Genomic DNA, 26,414 nt, shown 5'->3' on the forward strand with positions numbered 1-26,414 from the left:
CGCAGGCCCGGATCAGGTCGATGGTCCCATAGCATGACCCGTGCCAGTTCGAATTGACAACACCTCAATTGCGGAATCCCGGGCATCTTCCCTGATGGTTTTGACAATGCTGCAGCGCAGCTCGGCAAAATCTTGCCGACAGTCACGCCATGTCGGCGAAATTTCGCCGAAAGTCAGCCCTCGCCCGTATCCGACAGACCGGATCGGTCGCGGCTCAGGCCCAGGCGCGCCATTTTCTCGTTGAGCGTCCGGCGCGGCAGATTGAGTTCGCGCATGACGTCCAGAACGCGCCCGCCGTGGCGGCGCAACGCACCTTCGATCAGGTTGCGCTCATAGGCATCCATGAGGTCCTTCAGTCCACCGTCCACGGGCGATGGACCGGGATCCTGCCGACCCGTCACCAACGCCTCAAGCGGCTGCGGGCTGACCGGTGCGTTGAGCACGAAACGTTCTGCCGCGTTGCGCAGTTCGCGCACGTTGCCCGGCCAGGCATAGGTCTGCAGGAACGCCTCGTCGCGCGCGCTGGCCGCCGGCGCATCCAGGCTGTAGCGGACGGCGAACCGGTTGACGAACGTATCGAACAGGAGCAGCGCATCGCTGCCGCGTTCGCGCAGCGGCGGCACACGCAGTTCGATCGTGTTGAGGCGGAAAAGAAGATCCTCGCGCAGCCGGCCGGACCGCACGGCCTCCTCGGGCTCGATGTTGGCGGCGCTGATCAGGCGGATATCGACATCCACGGGCCGCGTGCCCCCGATCCGGTCGACCTTCTTCTCCTGCAGCACCCGCAGCAGCTTGGGCTGCAGGGAGGTGGGCATGGAAACGATCTCGTCGAGCAGGAGCACGCCGCCGCCGGCCGCCTCGATCCGGCCAGTCCGTCTGCGGTCCGCACCCGTGAAGGCGCCTGCCTCGTGGCCGAACAATTCCGCCTCGACCATGGCCTCCGGCAGCGCCGCCGCATTGATGGCCACGAACGGCCCATCCTTGCGCGGGCTGAAATCATGCAAGGCCTGGGCGATGACTTCCTTGCCGGTTCCGGTCTCGCCGATGATCAGCACAGCCGCGTCCGTGTTGGCGAAATGCAGAACCTGCCGGCGCAGCGCCTGCATTGCCGGACTGGCCCCGATCAGCCGGCTCTCGAGCCCGGCGGTATCGGTGAGCTGCATCCTGAGAGCGCGGTTTTCCATCACCAGCGCGCGTTTTTCGCAAGCCCGGCGAACCACTTCGGCAATGTGTTCGGGATCGAAAGGCTTTTCGATGAAATCATAGGCTCCGGATCGCATCGCCTCGACCGCCATCGGCACATCGCCATGGCCGGTGATCAACACCACCGGAAGGCCGGCATCCAGCTCCCCGATCCGCCGCAGCAGCGACAAACCGTCCTCGCCGTCAAGCATCACGTCGGAGACCACGCAGCCGGCGAAGTCCCGCGTCAGGCGGGCCATGGCCTGGTCCGGCGCCGCAACTTCCTGCGTTTCGAAACCGGCCAGCCGGATCCACTGCCTGAGCGCCGCCCGCATGGAGGGATCGTCGTCCACGATCAGGACGGGAACTTTCGGAAGGGTATCTGTCATTCAGCAGCTTCGGATTTCAGCTCCGGCGAGGGGGCATGCCCGGCCTGTGCGGGTGTGAGCGCCGGCAGGGCAAGCTCGAACACAGCTCCTTTAGGGGTGTTCGTCCCGACTGACAAGCCACCGCCCAGGTCCTCGGCGAGACGGATCGAAATCGCCAGACCGAGGCCCATGCCGCCGGAACTGGCCTTGGTGGAGAAAAACGGATCGAAAACCCGCTCGCGCAGATCGGCCGGAATGCCCGGACCGTTGTCGGAGATCCGCACGATCACCTGACCGTCCTGACGCTCCGCACACAGCGTGACGGTACCGCGGTCCTCACTCGCCGCCGCATCCGCTCCGTTGCGCAGAAGATTGACCAGGACCTGCTCGATCCTGAGGGGGGCGGTTTCGGCCTCCAGCGGGGTGTCCGGCAGATCCAGTTCAAGGGACACGCCGGTTTCCTCAAACCGGGGACGTGCGATTTTCTCCGCCACCCTGACGCATTCCCTGAGATCCGTTTTCTCGATCCGGCTTTCTCCCGGCCGGGCGAACCGCTTGAGTTCCTGCGTGAGACTGGCCATGCGCATCTGCAGGGAGTCGATTTCGTCGAGATTTTCCGCAGCCGTTTCCGTATCGCCCTTTTCCAGAAACTTGCGCGTGCCGGCAACAAACATCCTGAGGGCGGCCAGCGGCTGGCTCAATTCATGCACGACCGCCGCCGACATTTCACCGACGGCGGCCAGCCGGTTCGACCGGGCAAGCCCGCGCTGTGCCTCAAGCAGTTCCCGTTCCACACGGCGGCGCTCCTGGACTTCGTCGACGAGACGGGTGTTCAGTTCCTTCAGGCTCGCCGATTCCCGGCGCAGCAGCACCGACGCCTTGCGCAGCCTGCGGCCGCGCAGCATCAGGACGATGACTGCATAGACGAGACAGAACGTGATGGCGGCTGCCCAGATGGGCAGGACGCTCTTGCGCGTCTCCTCCACCGGCACGAGAAAATGCAGCGTCCAGCCGAGAAGACCGACCTTTGCGGTGTTGTGCCGATACGCCTTGCCGTCGATCTGAAGCTGTTCCAGAGTTTGCGCGGGCTGCTCGCCCACCGGCTCCAGGCTCTGGTCGCCATATTGCCGTGTGCTCTCGATGGACCGGCGCACGTCGTCCGGCAGGGCGTCGAGCGTGCGATAGCGCCACTCCGGCTGGCTCGACAGGAAAATCACGCCGTTCGCATCGGAGGCGAACACCGTCTCGCCACCTTCGGCCCAGGCGTCCTCCAGGGGCCCCATGTCGACCTTGACCACGGCCACGCCCCTTGGCGCGCCCGCGACCGGCGTCGGCCGGGCAAGAAACAGTCCCGGCTCAAGCAGCGTGGCGCCGATTGCGAAGAACCGGCCCTCCTCACCTTGAATCGCGGACTTGAAATACGGCCGGAATCCGTAGTTGCGACCGACCAGAGACAGGTCGTCGCGCCAGTTGCTCGCGGCCAGCGTAGTCCCGTCTCCATTCATGACGTAGAGCAGGTCGGCGCCGGAATTCGCCGCCATTTCCTCAAGGAACCGGTTGGCGCTTTCGACAGGCCGGCCGAGGCCGAGGGCGGCGGTCGCCCGCGGGTCCCGCGCGATCATGTAGGGCAGGTAACGGTATTTCTGGTACTCGCCCAGGATCGTCTGACGGTAGAGCGTCAGACGCTCGGCCGCCTTGCGGTCGACCCTGTCCTCGTCCAGCTCCAGGAAAAGCTGAACGACCACAAAGGCGGCGGCCACGATCACGAGCGGTGGCAGCGCAAAATAGAGCCAGCGTTTCGACATGCCCCATATTGCGCATTTTTTCCGGTGCCGCCACCTATACGGGCTTGCAGTTGATACGCGTCAAGGACGATGGTTCATTCGGTCCTATAGATTTTTACCGAGGCCGGGTCGCCGCTTTGACACCGGCCAATGGAGAGACAGATGCCTATCAAAGACATATTGACGGTTCTGGACCTGTCGGGTGATCAGCCCGCAGCCAAATACGCACTGGAGTTCGGTCGCAATTACGACGCGCATGTGACCGGTCTGGCTGTGTCGTTCGAACCGGTCGTGCCGGCCTTCGCAGCCGCGCCGATGCCGGTCGACTACCTTCAGGCGGCACACGAACAGGCGATCGCTGCTGCGAACGAGGCAAAGAAGGATTTTGACGAACTGGCGCGGATCGCCGGGGTCAAATGCGAAAGCCGCATGGCGGAGATCCTGACAGGCGGGCCGCTGGAAAACGTGCTGGTCAATTGCCGACCGACCGATCTTGTCGTCATCGGCCAGGCCAATCCGGACAAGCCCGAGCCGATGCGTGAGCTCCTGATCGAAACCATCCTGTTCGAAAGCGGCGTGCCGGTTCTGCTGGTGCCATACATCGGCAGCACGACCTTCCAGCCGGAAAACGTCCTGGTCTGCTGGGACGGCAGCTCAACGGCAACCCGCGCGATCCACGCGGCCCTGCCGGTGCTGGAGAAGGCCGACAAGATCACCGTTCTCGTCATCGAGAAGGCAAAGCAGGCCGGCGCCGGCCAACCCGGTGCCGAAGTCGCCAATTACCTGGCCCGCCACAACATGGACGTCACGGTCGAAGTGGTCACCAACCCGCAGACGGGCGTCGCGGATGCCGTGCTCAACCACGTGTCCGACAACAGCAACGACCTTGTGGTCATGGGCGGTTACGGCCACAGCCGCATGCGCGAGTTCCTGTTCGGCGGTGCGACACGGGAAGTTCTGGAAGCCATGACCGTCCCGGTTCTGATGGCCCACTAGGATCTCGCCGACCTGAATTTTGCGGTGCATAGGACCCGCGGACCTGACACAATCGGGTCCGCGGGTTTTGTTATGTTTCCATCTGGATGCCGGCATCATCTCGGACATTTTGAAAAGGACTGCGCAGGTGACCATTCGAAATCTGGACGGCTTTTTCGCGCCGCACTCCATTGCCGTATTCGGTCCCTGCAGACATCCGGGTGTCCTGACGCACAAGCTGATCGACTGCCTCAAGGATATCGATGCCGGTCATCCGGTGACACTGGTGGGCTTCGACGAGGATGTTCCCTTCAGCGGCAAGACAGTCTCCGGGCTGGACGCTCTGGACACCATGCCGGATCTCGCGATCTATCTGGCACAGGCCGAGGCGCTTCCGGACACCATCCGGATGCTGGCGGCCGGAGGCACGAAAGCCGTGCTGATCCCCTCCCCCGGCTTCGAGACCTGGCCGGACGATCTGTTGCAGGCTTGCCGGGAGGCCGCCCGCCCCACCAACCTGCGCCTGATCGGTCCGGGCACCCTGGGGATCGCCGTGCCCGCGAGCGGTCTCAATGCCCTGCTGAGCGCCGAACGGCCGGACAAGGGCGACATTGCCTTCTTCTCGCGCTCGGGCGCTGTTCTCAACGCGACCCTGTCCTGGGCAAAGGCGCATAAATCCGGTTTTTCGGCGATCGTGTCGCTCGGCGCGCGGATGGATGTCGATGTCAGCGACCTGATTGACTACTTCGCCCAGGACTACAAGACCCGCGCCATCGTCATGCATCTGGAAGGCATCGCGGTGCCGCGCAAGTTCATCTCCGCGGCACGTGCGGCCGCGCGCAGCAAACCGGTGATCGTGATCCGGTCCGGCAAGAGCCGGGACACCGGCGGCACCGGCAAGACCCATGCCGGACGTCTGGCCAGGACCGATCTTGTCTATGAAACCGTGTTCCGCAGAACCGGGTTGTTGCGGGTCCACGATCTCGACGAAATGTTCGAGGCGCTGGAAACGCTTTCCTATATCCGCGTGCCCCGCTGCAACAAGCTCGCGGTCATCGCCAATGGCCGCAGCCTGGCAAGTCTTGCGGTCGACCGGCTGATGGATCTGGACGGCGCATTCGCCGACCTGGGAGCGGAATCCAGAGCCTCCCTGAAGGATGTCAGCCGCGCCAACCCCGACCTCGACGCAACGCCGGCGGCAAGCGGTTCGGTGATCCTGAGGGAGAACGTCACGCCGGAGGAGATCACCGGCGCCATCACCACGGTGTTGAAGGATCCGGAAGTCGACGGAGCGATCGTCCTGCAGGCGGCCAGCGCATTTCAGTCCCTGTCGACGATCGCCGGAGCGATCGTCGACGCGGCGGCGGCGGACCGGCGGCGGACCGGACGGCGCAAGGCCCTGGTCGCCGGACTGATCGGTGGCGACAGCACGGTCCGCGCGGCCCTTTCCGATGCCAGGATCCCGAATTACGCCAGTCCCGCAGAGGCCGCGCGCAGCCTGATGTATCTGGCGCATGACGCGAAATCGCGCGAATTCCTGATGGCGGCACCGCCCAGCCTGCCCAGTTCCTTCTCACCGGACACCGCCAATGCGCGCGTCATCGTGGAGGCGGCCCTCGCACAGAACCGCACTTGGCTGACACCGCCGGAAGTCGTCGCGGTTCTCACCGCATACGACCTTCCGATCATGGCGACGGAGCTGGCCGCGTCACCCGAGGAGGCGGGAGAGCTGTCGCGGCCGTTCTTCCTGGTCGCCACCCACTGCGTGGCCAAGCTGATTTCGCCGGACCTTCCCTTCAAGTCCCGGATCGACGGCGTCAGACTCGGACTGGAAAGCCCCGAGGCCGTACGCCTCGCCGCCCAAGACCTGATTGAAAAAGCCCGCCGTGACTTTCCGCAGGCCGACATCGCGGGCATTTCCGTTCACCCGATGCTGGAGGACCGGCACGGGCTGGAACTTTACATGGGACTGGCCGAAACACCGGAATTCGGGCCCGTTCTTGTCTTCGGCCACGGCGGCACATCCATAGAGGACAGCATCGACATCGCGCTGGAACTGCCGCCGCTCGACCTGAACCTGGCCGAAGCCATGATCAGCCGGACGCGGACCGCGCGCCTGCTCGACGGCGGGCCGTCCCGCCCGATCCTCGACCGGACCGCGCTCAGCCAGGCGCTGGTCAAACTCTCGCAGATCACCATCGACATCCCCGAAATCCAGGAACTCGACATCAATCCGATGGTCTCGCTGCCGTCCGGCCTGATCGCGCTCGACGCCCGCATGACGTTGTGCCATCCGCAAAAACGTCCCGGCCGCACCGGCGGCTCACGCCTGGCGATCACGCCCTATCCTCAGGAATGGGAACAGACACAGACACTGAAAGACGGACGCAAAGTCTTTTTCCGGCCGGTCCGGCCGGAAGACGAGGATCTCTTCAAGGCCTTTTTCGAGGCGGTCACACACGAGGACCTGCGGCTGCGTTTCTTCGCGCCGGTGCGTGACTTCAGCCACCGGTTCCTGTCGCGGCTCACCCAGCTCGACTATGCCCGCGCGATCGCCTTCGCCGCGATCGATCCGCAGGACGGCAAGTTGCTCGGCGTGGTCCGCCTGCACGCGGACCCCAACCACCAGACCGGGGAATACGCAATCATGGTGCGCTCGGACCTGAAGGGCCTCGGCCTCGGCTGGGCGCTGATGAAACTGATCATCCTCTACGCCAGGGAAGACGGTATCGAGGTCATCAAGGGGGAAGTCCTGAAGGAAAACACCTCGATGATCTCCATGTGCCAGGCCCTCGGCTTCACGGTCGGCACCTCGCCGGACGACCCCGGCGTCGCGCTGGTGACCCTTGCCGTGGCGAAGGTTCCCGACGAGATGTGAGGCCTGCCTGCTTTCCCAGAGCAAGCCACGCACCGCGCGCCCGGAAAGCAGACCTTTGAAAGCAGCGCTCTACTTTGCCTCGGCCGCCGCCCGGATCTGGCTGAGGCTGGCCGCCGGGGTGATGGCCTCCGGGTCGAGCTTCAGATGCAGGAGGGACGGCGTGCCGGCGGCGCGGGCGCGCTCGAAGGCAGGGCCGAAATCCCCGGTGCGCGCGACCGTCTCGCCGAATGCGCCATAGCTTTTCGCAAACGCCGCGAAGTCCGGATTGACCAGATCGGTTGCCGAGGGCCTGCCCGGATAATGCCGTTCCTGATGCATGCGGATGGTGCCGTACATGCCGTTGTCGATCGCCAGCACGATGATGTTCGCGCCGTTCTGGCAGACGGTGCCGAATTCCTGCATGGTCATCTGCAGGCAGCCGTCGCCGGCGAAACAGACAACTTCGCGCTCGGGGAAGGCCAGCTTGGCGGCGACGGCCGCCGGCAGGCCGTAGCCCATGGATCCGGAGATCGGGGCTGCCTGGGTGCCATAACGGCGGAAGCGGTGGAACCTGTGCAGCCAGGTGGCGTAATTGCCGGCCCCGTTGGTGCAGATCGCGTCCTCGGGCAGATGTGCTTCCAGCCAGTCCATGACCCCGGCCATCTGCAGGTCTCCTGGCGTTTGCGGCCGTGCGCCGGACCAGTCCAGATACGCCTGGTGCGCCTTGGCCGCCGCGCCCGCCCCCTTGAGAGCCGCAGGCGGCTGCAGACCTTCCGCCGCCTTGCAGAAGGCGGTCGGGCTGGCGTGGATCGCCAGCGCCGGACGGTAGACGCGGCCGAGTTCCTCCGCATCCGGATGAACATGGACGAGTTGCTGGCTCGGGGACGGAATGTCGAGCAGCGCATAGGACTGGCTCGGCATTTCCGAAAGCCGCCCGCCCACCAGCAGGATCAGGTCGGAGCCCTTGATACGGGTGAGCAGCTCCGGATTGATGCCGATGCCCACGTCGCCGGCGTAATTGGGGTGCAGATTGTCGAACAGCATCTGCCGGCGGAAGGAACAGGCCACCGGCAGCTCGAAGCGCTCGGCAAATCGCGTGAACCCGGCAACCGCCTGTTCCGACCAGCGGCTGCCGCCGAGAATCGCGACCGGCCGCTCCGCCGCCCACAGGCGCTTTTGCAGATCGGCCATCTGGGTCAGGCCCGGATAGGTCTCTACCTGGGTCCAGGCCGGCGGCTGTTCCGCCGCGGCGCGCTCGACCAGCATGTCTTCCGGCAGGGCCAGCACCACCGGGCCGGGGCGCCCGGATGTGGCGACATGGAAGGCCCGGGAGATGAATTCCGGCACCCGGTCGGCGTGATCGATTTCCGCGACCCATTTGGCGATGCCGCCGAACATCTGGCGGTAGTCGATTTCCTGGAAGGCCTCGCGCTCGCGCATGCCGCGTTCGATCTGGCCGATGAACAGGATCATCGGCGTGGAGTCCTGCGCCGCCACATGAACCCCCGCCGACGCGTTGGTGGCACCCGGACCGCGCGTGACCATGCAGATGCCCGGCTTGCCCGTCAGCTTGCCGTGTGCGTCGGCCATCATCGCTGCGCCGCCTTCCTGGCGGCAGACGGTGACCGGAATGTCCGCGTCGTGGAGCGCGTCGAGCACAGCCAGATAACTCTCCCCCGGCACACAGAAGACGCGGTCCGCCCCATGGCGCTCCAGCGCCTCCACCAGTAATTCGCCGCCGGTCTTCTGGTCCATGCTCTCAATCCCAGTCAGAAATGCCTGGTCATTCTATAGCGTATGGAAGACCCGCCTGTCAGAAAGGGAAATCAGGTTATTTGGCAATGAGATCATTCCGGAATGGAAAGACATACAAATCGAGCGCCGGTTTCCCGGCGCTCCCCTTCACGGTCGCAAGAAGATCCGCGCCGGAGTTCCGGCGGTACTGGTCAGATCGACTGCACAGTCACCACCTGAAAGGTGTGCAATTCACCGTCTTCATCCTTGATGGAGACATATTCACCCGGATTGAAGGCATGAGCGCCGAAGCGGTAGCCTGCTTCGTCGTCATCGTCTCCGTCAATGTCGTAACGAAAGGCCCAGGATCCGCCCGGACGGTGGATCAGGTGACCGATCTCCTCTTCCTCGCCCCCCCAGAAACGACGTACACGGCAATGGTCGCGTTCCTTCTTCCAGTGCGTGGCGTCGATGTGACCGGTTTCATCAAGCGGTGCGGTGAATTCGTAGCCATGGCGCGCCGAGCCTTGTGGATACTCCTTGGTCCTGGCCAGGTTCAGCCTGATCTTTTTCAAACCCTGGTGGTCGCTCATGGTGCCCTCCTTTACTGACAATCCTTTCTACTTGTGCCACATCGCTGCCATCTCACATTGAGAAGGATCAAACCGGTCCGATAGTGCGTGGGGCATGCTGGCCGGGCGACAACGCGAGGACGGAACATGGTTCAGGAAAACTCCCGGAACGGGGCTCAGGACGAAAGCCGGAACGGACCCCAGGCAGAGGCCCTGAATTTCCTGACGGGTCTGGCGTCCGACGATCCGGCGCACCCGCGCGCCAGGCGGATCGACACCCATGCCAACATCGTCATCCTGGTCGGCAGCAAGGCCTACAAGGTCAAGCGGGCGGTCCGTTTTCCGTTCCTCGACTATTCGACGCTTTCCCTGCGCGCGGAGGCCTGCAAGGCCGAAATCACCTTCAACAGGCCCAACGCCCCGCAGATCTACCGCAGGGCCCTGCCGATCACGCGCGAGGCCGCCGGCGGCCTGGCTCTGGACGGTTCCGGCGAGCCGATTGAATGGGCGGTCGAAATGAACCGCTTCGAGCGGCGCGACGAACTCGATGTGATGGCGGCAGGAAGCCCGTTACCGGACGATCTTTCCGACAGGCTCGCCGACATGATGGTGGCCGCGCACGACACTGCCCCACTGCGTGACGGCGCCGGTTTTCATCGGGAGCTGGCCAGCTATGTGGACCAGAACGAAGCCGCCTTTCTGGAACATCCGGACCTTTTCCCCGCCGGGGACGTGCGCCATCTGACCGAAACCTCCCGCTCCGTGCTGGCGGATCTTCGCGACTTGATCCTGCGGCGGGGCACGCAGGGTCTGGTGCGGCGCTGCCACGGCGATGCGCATCTGCGCAATATCGTGCTGATCGACGGGGCACCGGTGCTGTTCGACGCGGTCGAATTTTCCGATGCCATCGCCACCGGAGACATTCTCTACGATCTCGCCTTCCTGCTGATGGATCTGTGGGAACGCGGCCAGCCGGGCGCGGCCAACCGGGTGTTCAACCGATATCTCGATGCGAGCCGGCTGGACAGTCATCCCGAAGGTCTCGCCGCCCTGCCCTTCTATCTGATGATGCGCGCCGCGATCCGCTCCAAGATCGCCGCGAGCGCGGCCCTTGCCCAGTCCGATCCGGAAGACAAACGGCAGCAGCAGGCGCAGGCGCGCGCCTATTTCCGCCATGCGCTTGCCTTTCTGGAACCGTCTTCGCCGCAACTGGTGGCCATTGGCGGCCTGTCCGGCACGGGCAAGACCACGCTTGCCTGCGCCCTGGCTCCGGACCTCGGACGGGCGCCCGGGGCACGGGTGCTGCGCACGGATGTGATGCGAAAGCGCCTGCTCGGCATCGCGGAAACCGAGACGGCACCGGCAGAGGCCTATACGCCTGAAGCCTCGCGGCGCGTCTATGAGGTTCTGGACGAGAGCGTACAGGGCGTGCTTGCCGCCGGATATTCGGCCATTTACGACGCGGTTTTCGCCGCCGAGAGCGAACGGGCGCAGATCGGTGCCATCGCGGCCCGGGTCGAAGCGGGTTTTGCCGGCGTGTGGCTGACCGCGCCGGCACATGTGTTGAAGGAACGCGTGAGCGCAAGGGCGCGGGACGCATCGGATGCGACGGCGGATGTAGTGGAGCTGCAACTCGGATACGACCTGGGGGAGATGACCTGGTCCCGGATCGACGCCGGCAACGGCAAGGAAGAGACACTCGCCCGTGCGCGGCAGGCCCTGAACCTTTGATACCAACCTCAACAAACAGGTTTCTATTTATTGAGGTCGGTATAAGGCGTGGCCCTACAGGCCGCCCGCCCTGAGAGCGGCGGCGGCGGCGGCGGCGAAGAAAACGGCGACATATTCCTTCCGCAGACCGATCTGTGCGAGCGCGGCCACGATCAGGCACAGGCCCACCGCCAGGCCGCCCTGCAGCACAATCGGCAGGATGGTCGAGACGATGATCGCGCCGGGCAGGGCTTCCAGCCCGCGGCGCGCACGCGCCGTGATCGGCACCCGCCCCATGATCCAGTAGCCGCCGGCCCTGAGCGCGTAGGTCACGATGGTCATGCCGAGCACGGTGATCAGGAACATCGGATCGGCGGACAGGAGACCCTCAGTCATCGAGATAGGCCCCCGCGAAAGCCCCGGCGATGGCCCCGGTGAAGATGCTCCAGTAGCCGCCGAAAAGATACCAGGTCAGGGCGGCGACGGCACCGGCGACCAGCCAGCTGACCGTTTGCCGGCGGCCTTTCCAGAGCGGCACGAGAAGGGCTGCGAAGAAGGCCGGCAGGACGACGTCGAGACCGAAGACCTTCGGATCGGACACGAGGCTGCCCGCGAAATAGCCCGGCACGACCGCAATAGACCAGAGCGACCAGGTGAACAGGCCGCTGCCAAGGTAGATGCCCCAGTCGCGGGTGCCCTTGTCATAGGCCGACAGCGCCAGCAGCCAGTTGAGATCGGTCAGGATGAAGAGGGACGGATAGGTCTGCCAGGCCGGCACCTGACCGAGCCAGGGCCGCAGGCTCGCGCCGATCAGCAGCATGCGCATGTTGACCGCGGCCGTCACCCCGATCATCGCGACGACGAGGCCCCAGGTCAGCGGATCGCCATAGACCTCCATCGCCACGAACTGGCTGGCCCCGGCAAAGACCAGCGAATTCATCAGCACGGTTTCCAGAAGGCTCAGCCCCTTTTGAGCGGCCACCGTGCCGAAAACCAGTCCGAGCGCGATGATGCCCGGAGACACCGGGATGCACATCGCGGCGCCCTGCACGCAGCCTTTCCGGCTGAGGGTGACGTTTTTATCCAGCATGTCTGTCCAAGGTTTCGGAAACGGCGGGTGCGCCGTGTGGAGAGCCTTCAGTATCCTGCATTCATGGACGGGGCACCAATGAAACCTTTTGATCCACCCATCAGTCTTGCTGCTGGCCCCGCACGCACGATCAGAAAAACACGCCGTAGATCATGCGCAGGCCCGTGACGCCCAGAAACAGGGCGAAGACCAGCTTGAGCCTGGACGGGTCGATCGCATGGGCGATCTTCGCCCCCAGCGGCGCGGACAGGGTGGACGCGGGAATGATCAGCGCGAACCCGATCAGATTGACATAGCCGAGCGAGAAGGGCGGCCGGCCTTCGGCTCCCATGCCGAACCAGATCGACAGCAACGTGCCGGGCACGGCGATGATCAGGCCGATGGCGGCGGCGGTGCCGACGGCCTTGCGGATCGGATAGTTGAACAGCGTCAGCGTCGGCACGCCGAGCGTTCCACCGCCAATGCCCATCATGACCGAGATGCCGCCGATCAGAAAACCGAGCACTTCGCGCAAGGGCGCGCCGGGCAACTGGTCGGCCAGGTGGGACCCGTCCTTGCGCAGCAGCATGTTGGCGGCCACGGCCAGCGCGACGATGCCGAACACCAGTGTCAGCGCGCCGCCGGAAATGTTGCCGGCCAGGGTCGCGCCCACGATCACGCCGAGCGCGATCGCCCACCACCATCGTTTGAGAAGGTCCATGTCGACGCTGCCGCGCTTGTAGTGAGCGCGCGCCGAGGAGGCGCCGGTCGCCAGGATCGTGGCAAGCGAGGTCCCGACGGCCACATGCATCATCACGGAGGGATCGATCTTGAGGGCGGTGAACATGTAATAGAGCACCGGCACGATGACGATGCCGCCGCCGACGCCAAGCAGCCCGGCGATGATGCCCGCGACAACCCCCGTCGCCAGAAGCGCGGCGGCCAGAAGGCCAAGGGAAAGTAAACTGAGATCTTCCACGCGGGTCTCCTCATGTCGGGATGATGGCGCTGCCACCTTGTTTCCTGCGCTTAGACCAGCCCGGCGGAAATTGCCAGCCGCGTTGACGGACTAACTGTTTTCGCGGATCGGATTTATGGTTGTTTGCGACTTGAATCCGGCTGCCGATGCGGACAATGTGGGCCTCAAGGATCCTTCCCGGGAGAACGAATGACCCGCTACTGGCTCGCGATCTACACATTCGGAGAGTTCCGCACGCGGGCGGATCATCCGGATGCAGAACCGTTTCACACGGCGGAGCCCGGTGTCTGGGACGTCATGGAATGCGCAGAGGGGTTTCTTGCCCGCTCATACCAACCTCAATAAATAGAAACCTGTTCGACCATGACATGAGAGTGTTCCGTGAGGAGCGTGTCGCAGGGCGATGTGGGACATCGACCAAGACGCGCGACGCGGCGGAACACTCTCATGTCATGGCCTCCGGTGGCTTGTTCAGGCCCACCGGACTGCGTTGCGCCTCTTGACCGGCCAACCAGGCCGATCTGCGCACCGCTCCTTGCCGTCAGCCCTGAACAAGCCATCCAATGGGTTCCTATTTGTTGAGGTTGGTATCAGGCTACGACGACGAACCCGGACCGGAGAGCTGGGGCGAGCAGGTGTTTCCGAAATACTGGACCGACAATGGCGATGGCTGGGCCCCTTCCATCGTTGCTCTCTGGCAGGACCTGGAGACGACGCTCGCCGCTGTTTACCGGGGACCGCATGCCGAGATCCTGAAACAGGGGCCCCTGTTCATGCGTGAAACCACCGACTATCCGGGATATGTGCTGTGGTGGGTTCCGGAAAACCACCGGCCGGACTGGTCCGAAGCCGTCGAGCGGTTCGAACTGCTGGGCGACAACGGCCCCTCGCCCGAGGCTTTCACCTTCAAGGCGGCGTTCGATCCGGCCGGCAACGCCGTCACCGTGAACGGCAACACGGCGCGGCAGATCGCGGACCGGAACCGTCTGCGGTCACGGGCGCCCAGGTCCGTGCAATAAGTCACTGTTCAGGAATCGACGACAAGTAGTCAATTTCAGGCGGAATTGTAAATCCAACCGGTCGATCCGATCTTGGTCCCAACAGCGGGCGGCGTTTTTCGAGCCCGTGATCTGGAAAGGATTGAAACATGCCCCGGTTACTACGTCCATCCGAGTCGCGTGGCGCCGCTGACTTCGGTTGGCTGAAAAGCAGACACACCTTCTCATTCGGCAATTACTTCGACCCGAACCACATCGGGTTCGGCGCCCTGCGCGTGATCAATGAGGACAAGGTGGCGCCAAGCGCCGGCTTCCCGACACATCCCCATCAGAACATGGAGATCGTCTCCTATGTTGTTTCAGGCGGCCTGGAACACAAGGACTCGCTCGGCACCGGCTCGGTGATCCGCCCAGGCGACTTGCAGCGCATGAGCGCGGGCACCGGTGTCCGGCACAGCGAGTACAATCACTCCGGCACCGACCCGGTCCATTTTCTGCAGATCTGGATCGTGCCGGAACAGGACGGTCTGGAACCGGGCTATGAACAGAAGGCGTTTCCCGAAGTGGAGCGGCAGGACGCACTGCGCCTGATCGGCTCGCGCGACGGTCGCGACGGCTCCGTCGTGATCCATCAGGATGTCGCGCTGTATGCCTCGCTTCTGGGCGCGGACCGGCGCCTTGCGCACGACATTCGGTCCGAACGAAAGGTCTGGATACAGGTGGTGAACGGCGTCCTCGACGTTGAGGGCCAGGCACTTTCGGCCGGAGACGGTCTTGGTCTGCTGGAGACCGGCACCGTCTGGCTGACCGCCCGTGAGGATGCCGAATTCCTGCTGTTCGACCTGGCGGCATAGGCGGACCGGGACACGGGTGCCGGTCCGCTGCGAAGGCTGGGCGGCAAGCTCCAGAGCAAGCCGCCCGGTCTTCGCGACAGCGTTTCCGGCTTTCCCAGAACGAGGACGAAATTGATTTCAGACGCTGGCGCGGGTCGCCATGCAAATTTCCGGAGAACCCCATGACCGAAGTTCTTTCACCGTCAATCTCGCTGGAACAGGACGGCGCCAAGGGCCGCTATGTGGCCATCGCCAACGGCATTGACGGGGTCGCAGAACTCACCTTCTCGATCGTCAACGATCACCTGATCATCGCCGATCACACTGCTGTCCCTGACACGCTGCGTGGCCTCGGCGTCGGCAAGATCCTCGTGGAGCGGCTGGTGGATGACGCCCGCAAGAAGCAGGTGAAGATCATTCCGCTCTGTCCTTACGTGAAAGCGCAATACCAGAAACATCCACAATGGGCGGATGTCTTCCAGGGGTAACGGACCTCGCAATCCGGCGGATCATCGGCTCAGCTCGAGGGCTTGGCCCCATGCATGCCGGCCGGATCGGTCGGCTTTTCAACCGCCTCACAGCCCCTGAGGGCGAACAGGGCCCGCGTGACAAGATCACCGGCCTCATTGAAGGCAACCGCGGCAACATCCGGTCCGGCAGCGCCCAGGCCTTCCGCGGCGGCCCTGATCCCGGCGAGATTGCGATTGAGGTCCTTCAACTGGTCGTTCACCTGCCAATGGTCCTGACGATCCGGATCGTCGAGCTGCGCGCGCAGGCCGTCAATCCGTCCGTCAATCGCTTCAAGGCGCGCCTTGAGGTCCGCCGGTGTCACCTGCAGGCGCGTGAGCGCGGCTTCGGTCACGGCTCCCGCGATCCGTTCACCGGCTTCATCCACCCGGTTCAGAACCAGAATTGCCAGCACGCAGGCGGCAATGACGAGCACCGCGGTAGCGTTCACAAGGGCCAGCAGCAGCTGACCCGGCAAGCGCAACAGCCGGTCTCCGAGACCTGGTGTATCTTCAGACATGTCAATCTCCCTCCCGCTCCTGGCCTCTGCCGGGAAAGAACGCAGCATCGCACGGAACCGGTTCAGACCCGAATCCTCACGGAGCCTAGAAGCATCCGCGAAGAGGGAGAGATGGAAGTTCGGTTGTCAGGGAGAAATGGTACAGACGAGTGGGTTCGAACCACCGACCTTCGGAGCCACAATCCGACGCTCTAACCAACTGAGCTACGTCTGCTAAGGTCGTCAATCCGGCGCGGGCCCTGTTGGGCAGGGCGCCAGATGCGTGGGCGTCTTTTAAACGCGTTTTTTCCAACCGGCAAGCGTGAAATTTCGGAAAATCCGGCCTGTTGAAAAGCAAATGCCCGGGGCGTTCCCCGGGCATCCAGTCGTGTTGTCGCTCAAAAAGCGGCCAGGTCGGTTCAGTTGACCTTCAGGTCCTTGAAGTTTTTCTCCATGGCTTCCTTGACCGGTGCGGAAACGTCGGTGCCGAGCTTGGTGGCCAGCTCCTGCATTTCCTTGGTCTGGGTGCTCAGGGTGTCGAACTGCTGGCGCGCAAAGCTGGACTGCAGCTCGATGGCTTCCGCGACACTTTTCGCGGACATGATGTCCTTGAAGAAAGTGAAGGCCGCATCGGCGTTGGTCTTGGCAGCATCAACGGCCTTGTGGTTGAACTCGACAACGCCCTGGCGGGACGTTTCGAATGTGTCTTCCATCAGGTCGGTCGCGTCTTCGGCAGCGGTTTTCACCTTGGCGTAAGCGTCGCGTGCGTTGTCGATGCCCTTTTCCGTGGCTTCACGGAACACGGACGGAATTTCCATTTTCGGCATGGCAAATGCTTCGAAATCCGGGAATGCGGCACCGGCGGGGGCAGCTTTTGCCTTGGTGGTGCGAGCCTTCGGGGCGGTCTTTGCCGATGCGGTGGTGTTGGTATCAGTCATGATCTCATCTCCTTGAGTTCGGATGCGATCATTGGTTCTGTTGTTTCCGCCGATCATGTGCCGGCGGGCCCTGTCGTCATCCGCATCCCCTACATAAGGGATGTTATTGTGCATTGCAACATTTTTTTGCGTTGCACAATAAGTTTCCGTCGGGGAGGTCTCGGATTTTGCGGCCGGGTCCTGTCTCCAGGGGGCCCGCCTCAAACGGGGATTGAGGTCGCGACGGACACTTGAAGATGGCCACCTGAATAGGGCAACGGGCGACATCTCGGAAATGCGTGGGCGCAGAAAGGAAATTTACAACCGAAACACGCATTGTGCAATGCAGTAGTTTTCCTGAGGGCGCAGGGCGGATGCGCCCTGCGCGGTGTTCCGGAAAATCACTTTTTCTGGGCGGCCTTGGCGGCGTCCTGAACGGCCTTGGTGGCCGAGTTGGAGAATTCGCGGGCCTGTTCGCCGAGCGACTCCATCTGCGAGCGCAGATAGTCCTGCTGCAGTTTCATCATGTCCTCGACATTGCCGGCCGTGACCAGCTGCTGCGCGAACTTGAATGCGGCATCGACATGCTCTTCGGCGTAGGTCAGCGCCTTCTTGTTGACATCCGCCGCGCCGACCTGAACCGCGCTCGCGCTGTCTTCCGCATTGCTGACCGCCTTGTGGGTGGCTCCCATGAAATCGTCAAAGGCCTTGCGGGCCTGATCGACGCTCTTTTCAGCGAATTCCCGCATCTGATCGGGGACTTCGAAACCTGTCTTGTCTGTAGTCATGTCGGCGCTCCTCGGGTCGACGGAAGTGATCAGGCAGCTCTCCTGAAATCCTTCCATGCCAAAAATTCGTAACACGGCGACGGCATTCGGGCAAACTTGGTCGATCGGATTAACCACGCCTTCATGTAACCCCTTTAGCAACCTTGCTTTACGTGGACGACGCCGGAGTTTGCTTGTATTAACAGACTGTTTACCACTGCAGGCAAATCCGGCGGCCACTCACCCGTCAACCGGGATTGCAGATCCGTTTGGAGCAGAGCCATGGACCAACAGACCCAATCATTTCTGGAGCTGTCCGCCGGGGATGAACTGGTTCAGCTTGTTGCTGACAAGAGAGCCGCCTGGCTCTGGTCGGACGATGGCGCGCGCATTCTGTGGTCCAACGCCGCCGGCGCTGCTTTTTTCTCCGCCCATTCGATTTCGGATCTGGGCCGTCTGACAGCGCTTGAGCGCTCCCCCGCCCGTCCGCATATCGCCCGTATCGCGGAAGCCGGCCCGATCGACAAGTTCAGCATCGACAGGTTGCGGTTCTATCGCGGCTTGAGGGTCATGCTGCTGACCTGTCAATGCAAACGGATCGTGCTTGCCGACGGCACCGCCGCCGCGCTGATCGTTTGCGGCGACAAGGGCCTGGCGGCGACCAGGGACCCGCTCCCGGCCTTCGCCGAATTGCTCGGCTCGCAAACGACCACCGTCTTCATGACCTCCGCCGGGGCGGTCGTCGAGCGGATCGGCGAACTCGAAGGCACCCCCGAGGACCTCGACCTGCCCGAGGACCAGATTGCCCTGTTCGGCGCGATCGAACTCGACGGCTGTTATCACGACGGCGTTGTCCTGCAGGTGACCGACCAGCACAGACTCGTCGTTCTGGAAAATGCCGCGCTCGGCGATGAGGACGCAGACGGCGGTGAAGCCGACAACGGCCAGGCGAACGCGGACCGCCCACAAGACGGCACCCCCGAAGATGCCGGTGCAACCGCTGTTGCCACTTTCGCGGCAACAGGTGCCACGGCGCTTGCCGCTCCGCCGACGGACGAAACCGCGCCGGACCCGGCGGACAACCATGACGACGCCTCCGGCGGCGTGCCCGACCATGACGACGTTGTTGCCGAGACCCCGGCCGACGCGGGCGAGGACCTCGAGGACGTTCAGGCACCCGAGGATGAAGGCGCCCTTGTGCAAGGAAGTGACGCGAGCACCGACGCGCAGGACCGCGCTGACGAAGAGCCTGACGCCACGCCCGAGGTTCCTGACGCGACGGCGGATCCGGTAACAGAGCCGGACGCGCCGCCTGCGTCAATCGACACCGGTGGCGATGAGACTGGCAGCGATGAGACCGGTAGCGATGAGGCTGGCGAACCGGAGACCGATGCCGCCAGGACCGGCGCTGCGGCCGGCACCGATGCGCCATCAGCCGACCTGCCGGACGAGCCGGAAAATGTCTTTGTGTTCCAGCCGCGCAGGCGGCCGGTGCGTTTTGCCTGGAAGATGGATATCGACCAGCGGTTCACGTTCCTGTCCGATGAATTTTCGGATGTGCTGGGTCCGGCGGCAACCGATATCGTCGGGCAGACCTGGGAAGCGGTTTCCGCCAGATACGGTCTCGATCCGCGCGGCCAGATCGCCCGGGCGCTCGATCGCCGCGACACCTGGAGCGGCAAGACGGTCGATTGGCCGGTCAGCGGCGCGGCGCTGCGTGTTCCCGTGGACATGGCCGCCCTGCCCGCCTTCGACCGCAATCGCCGGTTCGAGGGATACCGGGGGTTCGGCGTCTGCCGGACCGCCGATGCGATCAGCGACCCCGATGGACCGCTGCCGGGCGCAGACCTGTCCGAGGCAGGGCCCGCCTCCGGTATCGGCATCAGCGTAAAACACGCGGCCACCGGCCCGGATGTCGAAGCGGAGGCTGATGCGGTAGCAGGAGACCAGGCTGAAGATCCTCTCGGCAGCGATGAGGACCGGCGCCTCGCCGACCCGATCGAAAGCGCCTCCCCGCAGGAAGACGTGTCCGGGGTCGCGCCATCAGGCGTGGACCGTCCGGTCGCGGACCAGCCGGCGATCGAAGCCCCGGATATCGATCAAATGTCTCCCGTGCAGACGGATGCCGGGTCAGACGACACCGCTGCCAAGGGGACCCCTGACCATGAAACGGACAGGGATGAGAACGAGGACACCTCCGAGGCAGGCATGCCTTCCGGCCAGGACAAGGCGTCCGACGCGGCCTCATCGCTCGAAGACCTGAAACCCGCTCAACCGGATTCATTTGCCGGCAAAACCTTTCTCGGTGCCAGCGCAGCCGCGCTGGTCGGCTCGCTTTCCCGGTTTACCGGAAAATCAGCTCCCACCGAGCCGGACGTCTCCGGCCCGTCAGAGCCATCAGCCGCCCCGGACCCTTCCGTGAATTCCGAAACCACTCTTGCTGCGGGCGCAGGCACCACGTCTTCGCACCTCGCGGACGACGCGGCTGTCGAGGATGCGGACGACTTGCCCGGCGCCGCCCTGGACTCCAGGCTGGAAGCATTGCAGACCGGCCAGTCCGTACCGGCCGGAAGCCCGCGGGACCCGGCAGACGCCGAGCGGCAGGACGACCTGCTCCAGGCGGCAGAAGATCCCCTCTCCGAAGACGCTGGCGCGCAGAGCTCGGAGATTGAAGCGGAAAACCGCGCCAGCGCCCTCATGGATCCGGACGAAGGTGACGGCAACGGTGATGCTGTCGATGGTGGCGCGGAAGGCGGCCGGGACGCGGCAGAGGCCGACGAGCCGACCGGCATTTCAGGAACGGCGCCGCTCGAGCCCGCCGAGATTGAAAGTGCCGTCAAGTCGCTGGCAAAATCCTACAAGACGGCGGAAAAGAAATCCCGCGACCTGTTCGACGCGCCTCCGGGCGAGGCGGCCCCTTCGCAAACAGAGCCGGCAGATGACGGCGATACGGCTGCAGGCACCACGGACGACCCGACGGCCAAAAGTCCCGCAGGTGCCGCGACACGCCCGCCGGTGGACGCTGACAATCCGGCGAACGACGTCTTGCCGAAGGACGGGGCAGACGACGCAAGGGACGCGCTCGTGCCCGCCCTTGAAGACAGCCAGTTCGACATTGTCGATGAAGATAGCCGGATGATCGAGCAGACAGCGGCAACGCTTGACACAGCGCCAGTTCCTGCGCCTGGTCCTGTGCCCGTGCCTGACAACGTGTCGGCGGACGAAGCCGGGGCGCCGGGGACGGACGCGCCGAACGCCCCGAACGTCCCGAACGCCGGTGACACAACGGAAAAGACAACGACGGACGAGCGCGAGTTCTTCGAGGAAACAGCGGCTTTCGAAACCGAGGACCGGGCCGCCGAAGAGGCGTCCGGTGGAGACGAAACGCCGGAGCCTCCCAGGACCGGTGAAGTCATTGCGCTGGCGACAGCCCGGCCCCGTGTCGTTCCGGTCGACACCTCCAGTCTTTCCAGGCCCGAGCGGCAGGCTTTCCGCAAGATCGCCGAGGCACTCGGAGCTCGGCTGGAAGGCGATCTGGAGGATTTCGATGCTCCGGACCGGGAGGCGGAACCGGAAGAGGATCTGCCGCCGGAGGTGCCGGAAGCCGGCCCGATCGACCCGAGCCTGCTCGACCGGTTGCCCATCGGGATCGCCATCGTGGATGACCGCGAAGTGCTTTACGCCAACAAGGCGCTGCTTGCCATGCTCGGCTACAGGTCGATCGCGAAACTGTCACAGGCGGGCGGGCTGGAAGCGCTCTTTATCGACGACGCGGAGGAACTCCCGGACGCGGAGGACATGGATGGCGAAGTCGACGAGGCGATGAAACTGCGCCTGTCCGATGGTGGTGTGCTGAATGTCGATGCGCACATGCATTCCGTGCCCTGGAACGGCGGCCACGGGCTGATGATCTCGATTACCGAACGCAAGGGGACGGCGGCCCAGCCGGTCTCCGCTCCGGCCACGCCCGCATCGCCCAATTTCTTCGCAGAAGTGCGCGCGGAACTGGACAGCGCGCGCAACCAGATTGCCGAGATGGACACCATCCTGGAGACAGCGACGGACGGTGTCCTGGTGCTCGACCTGCACGGGACGATCCTGAAGGTGAACGGCTCCGCCGAGGCGCTGTTCAGCGCCAGCCGCTCGGACATGATCGGCGCGCCCTTCACCGAGTTCCTCGCCCCGGAAAGCCACCGGTCCGCCGCCGACTATCTGGACGGCCTGTCGCGCAACGGCGTGGCCAGCATCTTGAACGATGGCCGCGAGGTCCTCGGCCAGATGCCGGCGGGCGGTCTGATCCCGCTGTTCATGACCATGGGCCGCATCAACGGCAGTCAGGACGATGCCAAGTACTGCGCGGTCCTGCGCGACATCACCCAGTGGAAAACCGCCGAGGAGGAGCTCACCGAGGCCAAGCGGCAGGCGGAGAACGCAAGCTCGCAGAAATCGGACTTCCTCGCCAAGATCAGTCACGAGATCCGCACGCCGCTGAATGCCATCATCGGCTTTTCCGAGGTGATGATGGAGGAACGGTTCGGCCCGATCGGCAACGACCGCTACAAGGACTATCTGAAGGACATCCGCACGTCCGGCTCGCACATCATGAGCCTCATCAACGATCTTCTGGACCTGTCGAAGATCGAGGCCGGCAAACTGGACCTGAATTTCTCCGCCGTATCGACCAACGACGTCATCAACGAATGTGTGGCGCTGATGCAGCCGCAGGCGAACCGGGAGCGGGTCATCATTCGGGCAAGCCTGCCGGAATCGGTGCCCGATGTGGTTGCCGATCCGCGTTCCCTGCGCCAGATCGTGCTCAACCTCCTGTCCAATGCCATCAAGTACAACCGCTCCGGCGGGCAGGTGATCCTGTCGACGGCTCTGGAAAGCAATGGAGAGGTCGCCCTTCGGGTGCGCGATACCGGCACCGGCATGACCACCAAGCAGCTCGCGGCGGCGCTTGAACCCTTCAGGCAGCTTCATACCTCCAGCCGCGGGGGCGGCACCGGCCTCGGTCTGCCGCTGACCAAGGCACTGGTGGAAGCCAACCGGGCGAGTTTTCACATCGATTCGACACCGGACCAGGGCACTCTGGTGGAAATCCTCTTTCCGACCCAGCGGGTGCTGTCGGAATGACAGACCGGCCGGACTGACCGTGCCGGCGTCTTTGCCGCGCGGCGCATTTGCCTTGCGGCATCTGGGATGACCGGCGGCATGAATGTCGCCGCCCCCCGGACGGCGCATCGGACAGGGTCCCGGCCAGAGATCTTTCCCGAGCCGACCGGTAACACATTCGTGATCACTGCACCGGATCGCGGTTCGGGACAGCCGTCCGCCAAAGTCGAGTGATAAACTCCTGTTTTAGCTTCCTTTTCCCGCTCAATACTGGAGTATAAGTCTCCAGTTAGTTTTGAATAATTCTAAACTATTGATTTTGCTTGATTTATTGACTTCTTACTGACGCAACGACATAGTGCGGTCCAAATCTGAGGCCATTCGACCCAGGCCAGAATAACCAGATGATCGGGAGACCAAACATGCACGCCACTTTCCGCACCCTGGCAGGCGCCCTCGCACTGACTTCGGCATCCCTTGCCGCTGCGCCCGCGTTCGCCGACGGTGAAGTGAACATCTATTCCTATCGCCAGCCGTTCCTGATCCAGCCGCTTCTGGATGCATTCACGGCAGAGACCGGCATCAAGACGAACGTCGTCTTTGCCTCGAAGGGCCTTGGCGAACGGATCGCCGCGGAAGGTGAGAACTCTCCGGCAGACGTGCTTCTGACAGTGGACATCGGCCGTCTCGACGGCGCCAAGCAGCTCGGCGTCACCCAGCCGATCGTTTCCGATGTCGTCTCCGGGAACATTCCGGAACAGTTTCGTGATCCGGAAGGCCATTGGGTCGGACTGACCAACCGCGCGCGTATCGTCTACGCCTCCAAGGATCGTGTCGCACAGGACGCCATCACCTATGAAGAGCTCTCCGATCCCAAGTGGAAGGGCCGGATCTGCACACGCTCGGGACAGCATGTCTACACCATCGGCCTGATCGCCTCCATGGTCGCGCATCACGGCGCCGAGGAGACCGAGGAATGGCTCGCGGGTGTTCGCGACAACCTGGCCCGCAAGCCTGCCGGCAACGACCGGGCACAGGTCAAGGCCATCTTTGCCGGTGAATGCGATATCGCGCTCGGCAACACCTATTACATGGGCAAGATGCAGACCAACGACAAAGAGCCGGAACAGAAGGACTGGGCCGACAGCGTTCGTATCCTGTTCCCGAATGCCGATGGCCGTGGCAGCCACGTCAATCTGGCCGGTGTCGTTTTGGCCAAACACGCTCCGAACAAGGACAATGCGGTCAGCCTGGTCGAGTTCCTGTCTTCCCAGAACGCCCAGAAGATCTACGCTGAATCCAACTTCGAATACCCGGTCACCCCGGGCGTGGAAGTCTCGGAGCGCGTCCAGAGCTGGGGCGACCTGAAGCCGGACGCGCTGTCCCTCGCCGAGATCGCCAAGAACCGCAAGACCGCCAGTGAGCTGGTCGACAAGGTCGGCTTCGACGACGGCCCTGCTTCCTGAGGAACGTTTCCTATCGAGACCAACGAGAAGCGCCGCCCATAGCGGCGCTTTTTGCTTGTTGACACACTCCCAGTTGGTCATTCCGGACAAGTGCAGCCAAGCTGCGCTCTGATCCGGAACCTGGCGCATCAGCGCGAGCGAACGCGAGCACCGGAGCAGGTCAAATATCTGAAATCAAAATTAAAGACGCGCCTCTGGCGCGAAGTAATCGCTGGTTTCCGGCTCTGGCCATGCAGCTGCGCTGCAGACCGGCCGGAATGATCCCGTGGGTTTGCCCCCCCTTTGAAGCGCCGCCAATCGCGGCGCTTTTTGCTTTTTTCAGCATTTGCCGTTAGAGCTTCCTGCGAACAATTCTCAATGAAAAGTCCGCTCTTGCTGCGCACGCCCACCCATTCCCTTGTCGACCGTTTCTGGCAAGCCGCAGCGCTGTTTATCGCCGCGCTTGTGCTGCTGCCGCTGGGGGCGATTGTCTGGATCGCATTCACGCCGTCCGGCGCCGTCTGGGGCCACCTGCTGACGACCGTCCTGCCCGGAGCGCTGCGGACCACGCTGTTGCTGATGCTGGGTGTCGGCCTGGTCACCGGTCTCACCGGTGTCGCGACCGCCTGGCTTGTCACTATGTGCAATTTTCCGGGCCGGCGCGTCCTGGACTGGGCCCTGCTGGTGCCGCTTGCCGTCCCGACCTACATCGTCGCCTTCGCCTACGTGGAAGTCCTCGACTACACGGGGCCCGTCCAGAGCCTGGTCCGCGACCTGTTCGGCTACCAGACGTCCCGGGAGTACTGGTTCCCGGAAATCCGTTCGCTCGGCGGCGCGATCTTCGTCATGGGCGCGGTGCTCTACCCATATGTCTATCTCACCACCCGCGCCAGTTTCCTGATCCAGTCGGCTTCGACGCTGGATGTGTCCAGAACCCTCGGCGCCTCTCCCTACGGCCTGTTCTTCCGCGTGGCCCTGCCCCTGGCCCGACCGGCGATCGCCATCGGCATTTCACTCGCGCTGATGGAATGCCTCAACGACATTGGCGCAGTGACATTCTTCGGGGTCAAGACCCTGACGTTTTCGGTCTATGACACCTGGCTGAACCGCTCGAGCCTCGGGGGCGCCGCCCAGCTTGCCCTGGCCATGCTCTTCATGGTGCTTCTTCTGCTGTGGCTGGAACGCTTCGGACGGCGCAAACAACGTTTCGACAGCCGCGGGGATGCCAAGCACCGTCCGCCGACGCGGTTCGACCTGAACCCCTGGCAGGCGAAGCTCGCACTCGTCCTGTGCCTGGTTCCGGTCTTCGCAGGCTTCGTGGTTCCGGGCGTGCTGCTGGCGGACCGTGCCAGCCGGCGGCTGAGCTTCGTTCTGACCGACGGCTTCCTGACCACCGTCTGGAACAGTTTCAGCCTCGCCGCAGTCGCCGCGCTGCTGACCGTCGTGATTTCCATCTGCCTGGCCTATGCGCTGCGCCTGAGCCCGAACGGCCCGCTCAAGGGTGCGGTGAGGCTGGCGTCCATCGGCTATGCCATTCCCGGCACGGTGCTGGCGATCGGCATCCTGATCCCGATGGCCAATTTCGACAATCTGCTCGATGCGCGCATGGAGGCATGGTTCGGCCTGAACACCGGGCTGTTGCTGCTGGGAAGCGGCACAGGCCTGGTCTACGCCTATGTGGTGCGCTTCCTCGCGGTTTCCTACGGCCAGGTGGAAGGCGGGTTCGGCCGCATCACGCCCCATCTGGACATGGCCGCGCGGACACTTGGCCGCAACAGCGGCCAGACCCTGACGCAGGTTCACCTGCCGATGCTCAAACCGGTGCTGCTGTCGGCCGCCCTGCTCAGTTTCGTCGACTGCATGAAGGAACTGCCGGCCACGATCCTGCTGCGCCCCTTCAATTTCGAGACCCTGGCGACAACCGTGTTCGAAGCTGCCTCTCGGGAAGCTTTCGAGGAGGCGGCACTGCCCTCGCTGGCCATCGTTCTGGTCGGTCTGATCCCGGTGATCTATCTCGCCCGCACCAGCGCGTCGTCGTTCCGCACGCGGCTTTCCAAGCGTCAGCCGGGACCGGCGGTCTGATCCGCGTAAGGCGGGTTCCCT

21 protein-coding genes and 1 tRNA gene are annotated in these 26,414 nt (G+C 63.8%); 10 read left to right on the forward strand and 12 right to left on the reverse strand.

Going from position 1 to position 26,414, the window contains the following annotated elements:
* Positions 1 to 173 precede the first annotated feature (173 nt).
* Both AC0VX3_RS23450 and AC0VX3_RS23455 read right to left on the reverse strand, forming a co-directional pair.
* Positions 174 to 1,571, reverse strand: coding sequence for a sigma-54-dependent transcriptional regulator (locus tag AC0VX3_RS23450; RefSeq protein WP_475522542.1), 1,398 nt, complete (start codon positions 1,569 to 1,571; stop codon positions 174 to 176).
* The gene (locus AC0VX3_RS23455) at positions 1,568 to 3,355 is read right to left on the reverse strand and encodes a sensor histidine kinase (RefSeq protein ID WP_475522543.1); all 1,788 of its coding nucleotides are present in this window, start codon (positions 3,353 to 3,355) and stop codon (positions 1,568 to 1,570) included. The genes AC0VX3_RS23450 and AC0VX3_RS23455 overlap by 4 nt, the downstream gene beginning before the upstream one ends.
* A gap of 141 nt (positions 3,356 to 3,496) precedes the next feature.
* Here AC0VX3_RS23455 and AC0VX3_RS23460 point away from each other — a divergent pair, with 141 nt between their 5' ends.
* Both AC0VX3_RS23460 and AC0VX3_RS23465 read left to right on the forward strand, forming a co-directional pair.
* Positions 3,497 to 4,330, forward strand: a complete 834-nt coding sequence (locus tag AC0VX3_RS23460; protein WP_475522544.1) for a universal stress protein — start codon at positions 3,497 to 3,499, stop codon at positions 4,328 to 4,330.
* A 127-nt stretch (positions 4,331 to 4,457) separates the two neighbouring features.
* Positions 4,458 to 7,187, forward strand: coding sequence for a bifunctional acetate--CoA ligase family protein/GNAT family N-acetyltransferase (locus tag AC0VX3_RS23465; RefSeq protein WP_475522545.1), 2,730 nt, complete (start codon positions 4,458 to 4,460; stop codon positions 7,185 to 7,187).
* 69 nt (positions 7,188 to 7,256) lie between these two features.
* Here the strand turns inward: AC0VX3_RS23465 and AC0VX3_RS23470 are convergent, their stop codons facing one another.
* Positions 7,257 to 8,921, reverse strand: coding sequence for a thiamine pyrophosphate-binding protein (locus AC0VX3_RS23470; protein ID WP_475522546.1), 1,665 nt, complete (start codon positions 8,919 to 8,921; stop codon positions 7,257 to 7,259).
* A gap of 191 nt (positions 8,922 to 9,112) precedes the next feature.
* Complete coding sequence (locus AC0VX3_RS23475) at positions 9,113 to 9,493, reverse strand: hypothetical protein (RefSeq protein ID WP_342891142.1); 381 nt, start codon at positions 9,491 to 9,493, stop codon at positions 9,113 to 9,115.
* Between the two features lie 126 nt (positions 9,494 to 9,619).
* On the opposite strand from AC0VX3_RS23475, the gene AC0VX3_RS23480 reads away from it, so the two are divergent.
* Positions 9,620 to 11,203, forward strand: coding sequence for a bifunctional aminoglycoside phosphotransferase/ATP-binding protein (locus tag AC0VX3_RS23480; RefSeq protein ID WP_475522547.1), 1,584 nt, complete (start codon positions 9,620 to 9,622; stop codon positions 11,201 to 11,203).
* Positions 11,204 to 11,257: 54 nt separating this feature from the next.
* Here AC0VX3_RS23480 and AC0VX3_RS23485 read toward each other — a convergent pair whose 3' ends face one another.
* The 3 genes from AC0VX3_RS23485 to AC0VX3_RS23495 form a co-directional block, all read right to left on the reverse strand.
* Positions 11,258 to 11,578: an AzlD family protein gene (locus AC0VX3_RS23485; RefSeq protein ID WP_348145433.1), complete on the reverse strand. Its 321-nt coding sequence runs from the start codon at positions 11,576 to 11,578 to the stop codon at positions 11,258 to 11,260.
* Positions 11,571 to 12,272, reverse strand: coding sequence for an AzlC family ABC transporter permease (locus AC0VX3_RS23490; protein WP_475522548.1), 702 nt, complete (start codon positions 12,270 to 12,272; stop codon positions 11,571 to 11,573). The genes AC0VX3_RS23485 and AC0VX3_RS23490 overlap by 8 nt, the downstream gene beginning before the upstream one ends.
* Positions 12,273 to 12,402: 130 nt before the next feature.
* Positions 12,403 to 13,230 carry a sulfite exporter TauE/SafE family protein gene (locus tag AC0VX3_RS23495; protein WP_475522549.1) on the reverse strand — a complete coding sequence of 276 codons (828 nt, stop codon included), beginning with the start codon at positions 13,228 to 13,230 and terminating at the stop codon, positions 12,403 to 12,405.
* Positions 13,231 to 13,419: 189 nt separating this feature from the next.
* On the opposite strand from AC0VX3_RS23495, the gene AC0VX3_RS23500 reads away from it, so the two are divergent.
* The 4 genes from AC0VX3_RS23500 to AC0VX3_RS23515 all read left to right on the forward strand — a co-directional run bounded on the left by AC0VX3_RS23500 (position 13,420) and on the right by AC0VX3_RS23515 (position 15,549).
* Positions 13,420 to 13,575: a hypothetical protein gene (locus AC0VX3_RS23500; protein ID WP_475522550.1), complete on the forward strand. Its 156-nt coding sequence runs from the start codon at positions 13,420 to 13,422 to the stop codon at positions 13,573 to 13,575.
* A 218-nt stretch (positions 13,576 to 13,793) separates the two neighbouring features.
* Positions 13,794 to 14,249, forward strand: coding sequence for a DUF3291 domain-containing protein (locus tag AC0VX3_RS23505; RefSeq protein WP_475522551.1), 456 nt, complete (start codon positions 13,794 to 13,796; stop codon positions 14,247 to 14,249).
* A gap of 128 nt (positions 14,250 to 14,377) precedes the next feature.
* Positions 14,378 to 15,082, forward strand: coding sequence for a pirin family protein (locus AC0VX3_RS23510; RefSeq protein WP_475522552.1), 705 nt, complete (start codon positions 14,378 to 14,380; stop codon positions 15,080 to 15,082).
* 161 nt (positions 15,083 to 15,243) lie between these two features.
* Positions 15,244 to 15,549, forward strand: a complete 306-nt coding sequence (locus AC0VX3_RS23515) for a GNAT family N-acetyltransferase (protein WP_475522553.1) — start codon at positions 15,244 to 15,246, stop codon at positions 15,547 to 15,549.
* 29 nt (positions 15,550 to 15,578) lie between these two features.
* Here the strand turns inward: AC0VX3_RS23515 and AC0VX3_RS23520 are convergent, their stop codons facing one another.
* The 4 genes from AC0VX3_RS23520 to AC0VX3_RS23535 all read right to left on the reverse strand — a co-directional run bounded on the left by AC0VX3_RS23520 (position 15,579) and on the right by AC0VX3_RS23535 (position 17,772).
* Complete coding sequence (locus AC0VX3_RS23520) at positions 15,579 to 16,088, reverse strand: hypothetical protein (protein ID WP_475522554.1); 510 nt, start codon at positions 16,086 to 16,088, stop codon at positions 15,579 to 15,581.
* Between the two features lie 137 nt (positions 16,089 to 16,225).
* Positions 16,226 to 16,302: transfer RNA gene (locus AC0VX3_RS23525), tRNA-His, on the reverse strand.
* Positions 16,303 to 16,486: 184 nt separating this feature from the next.
* On the reverse strand, positions 16,487 to 17,005 hold the full coding sequence (locus AC0VX3_RS23530) for a phasin (protein WP_342891148.1): 519 nt from the start codon (positions 17,003 to 17,005) through the stop codon (positions 16,487 to 16,489).
* A 380-nt stretch (positions 17,006 to 17,385) separates the two neighbouring features.
* Positions 17,386 to 17,772 (reverse strand): phasin, encoded by a 387-nt coding sequence (locus AC0VX3_RS23535; protein WP_342891149.1) that lies wholly within the window; start codon positions 17,770 to 17,772, stop codon positions 17,386 to 17,388.
* 261 nt (positions 17,773 to 18,033) lie between these two features.
* Here AC0VX3_RS23535 and AC0VX3_RS23540 point away from each other — a divergent pair, with 261 nt between their 5' ends.
* Together AC0VX3_RS23540 and AC0VX3_RS23545 are read left to right on the forward strand one after the other, a co-directional pair.
* A complete protein-coding gene (locus AC0VX3_RS23540; RefSeq protein ID WP_475522555.1) occupies positions 18,034 to 22,887 on the forward strand; it encodes an ATP-binding protein in 4,854 nt (1,617 codons plus the stop codon).
* A 401-nt stretch (positions 22,888 to 23,288) separates the two neighbouring features.
* A complete protein-coding gene (locus AC0VX3_RS23545) occupies positions 23,289 to 24,332 on the forward strand; it encodes a Fe(3+) ABC transporter substrate-binding protein (RefSeq protein ID WP_342891151.1) in 1,044 nt (347 codons plus the stop codon).
* A 160-nt stretch (positions 24,333 to 24,492) separates the two neighbouring features.
* Here the strand turns inward: AC0VX3_RS23545 and AC0VX3_RS23550 are convergent, their stop codons facing one another.
* On the reverse strand, positions 24,493 to 24,657 hold the full coding sequence (locus AC0VX3_RS23550) for a hypothetical protein (protein WP_475522556.1): 165 nt from the start codon (positions 24,655 to 24,657) through the stop codon (positions 24,493 to 24,495).
* Between the two features lie 32 nt (positions 24,658 to 24,689).
* Here AC0VX3_RS23550 and AC0VX3_RS23555 point away from each other — a divergent pair, with 32 nt between their 5' ends.
* On the forward strand, positions 24,690 to 26,393 hold the full coding sequence (locus tag AC0VX3_RS23555; protein ID WP_475522557.1) for an ABC transporter permease: 1,704 nt from the start codon (positions 24,690 to 24,692) through the stop codon (positions 26,391 to 26,393).
* The last annotated feature ends 21 nt before the right edge of the window (positions 26,394 to 26,414 follow it).

Source organism: Roseibium sp. QJM3NY_11 (assembly GCF_056173175.1).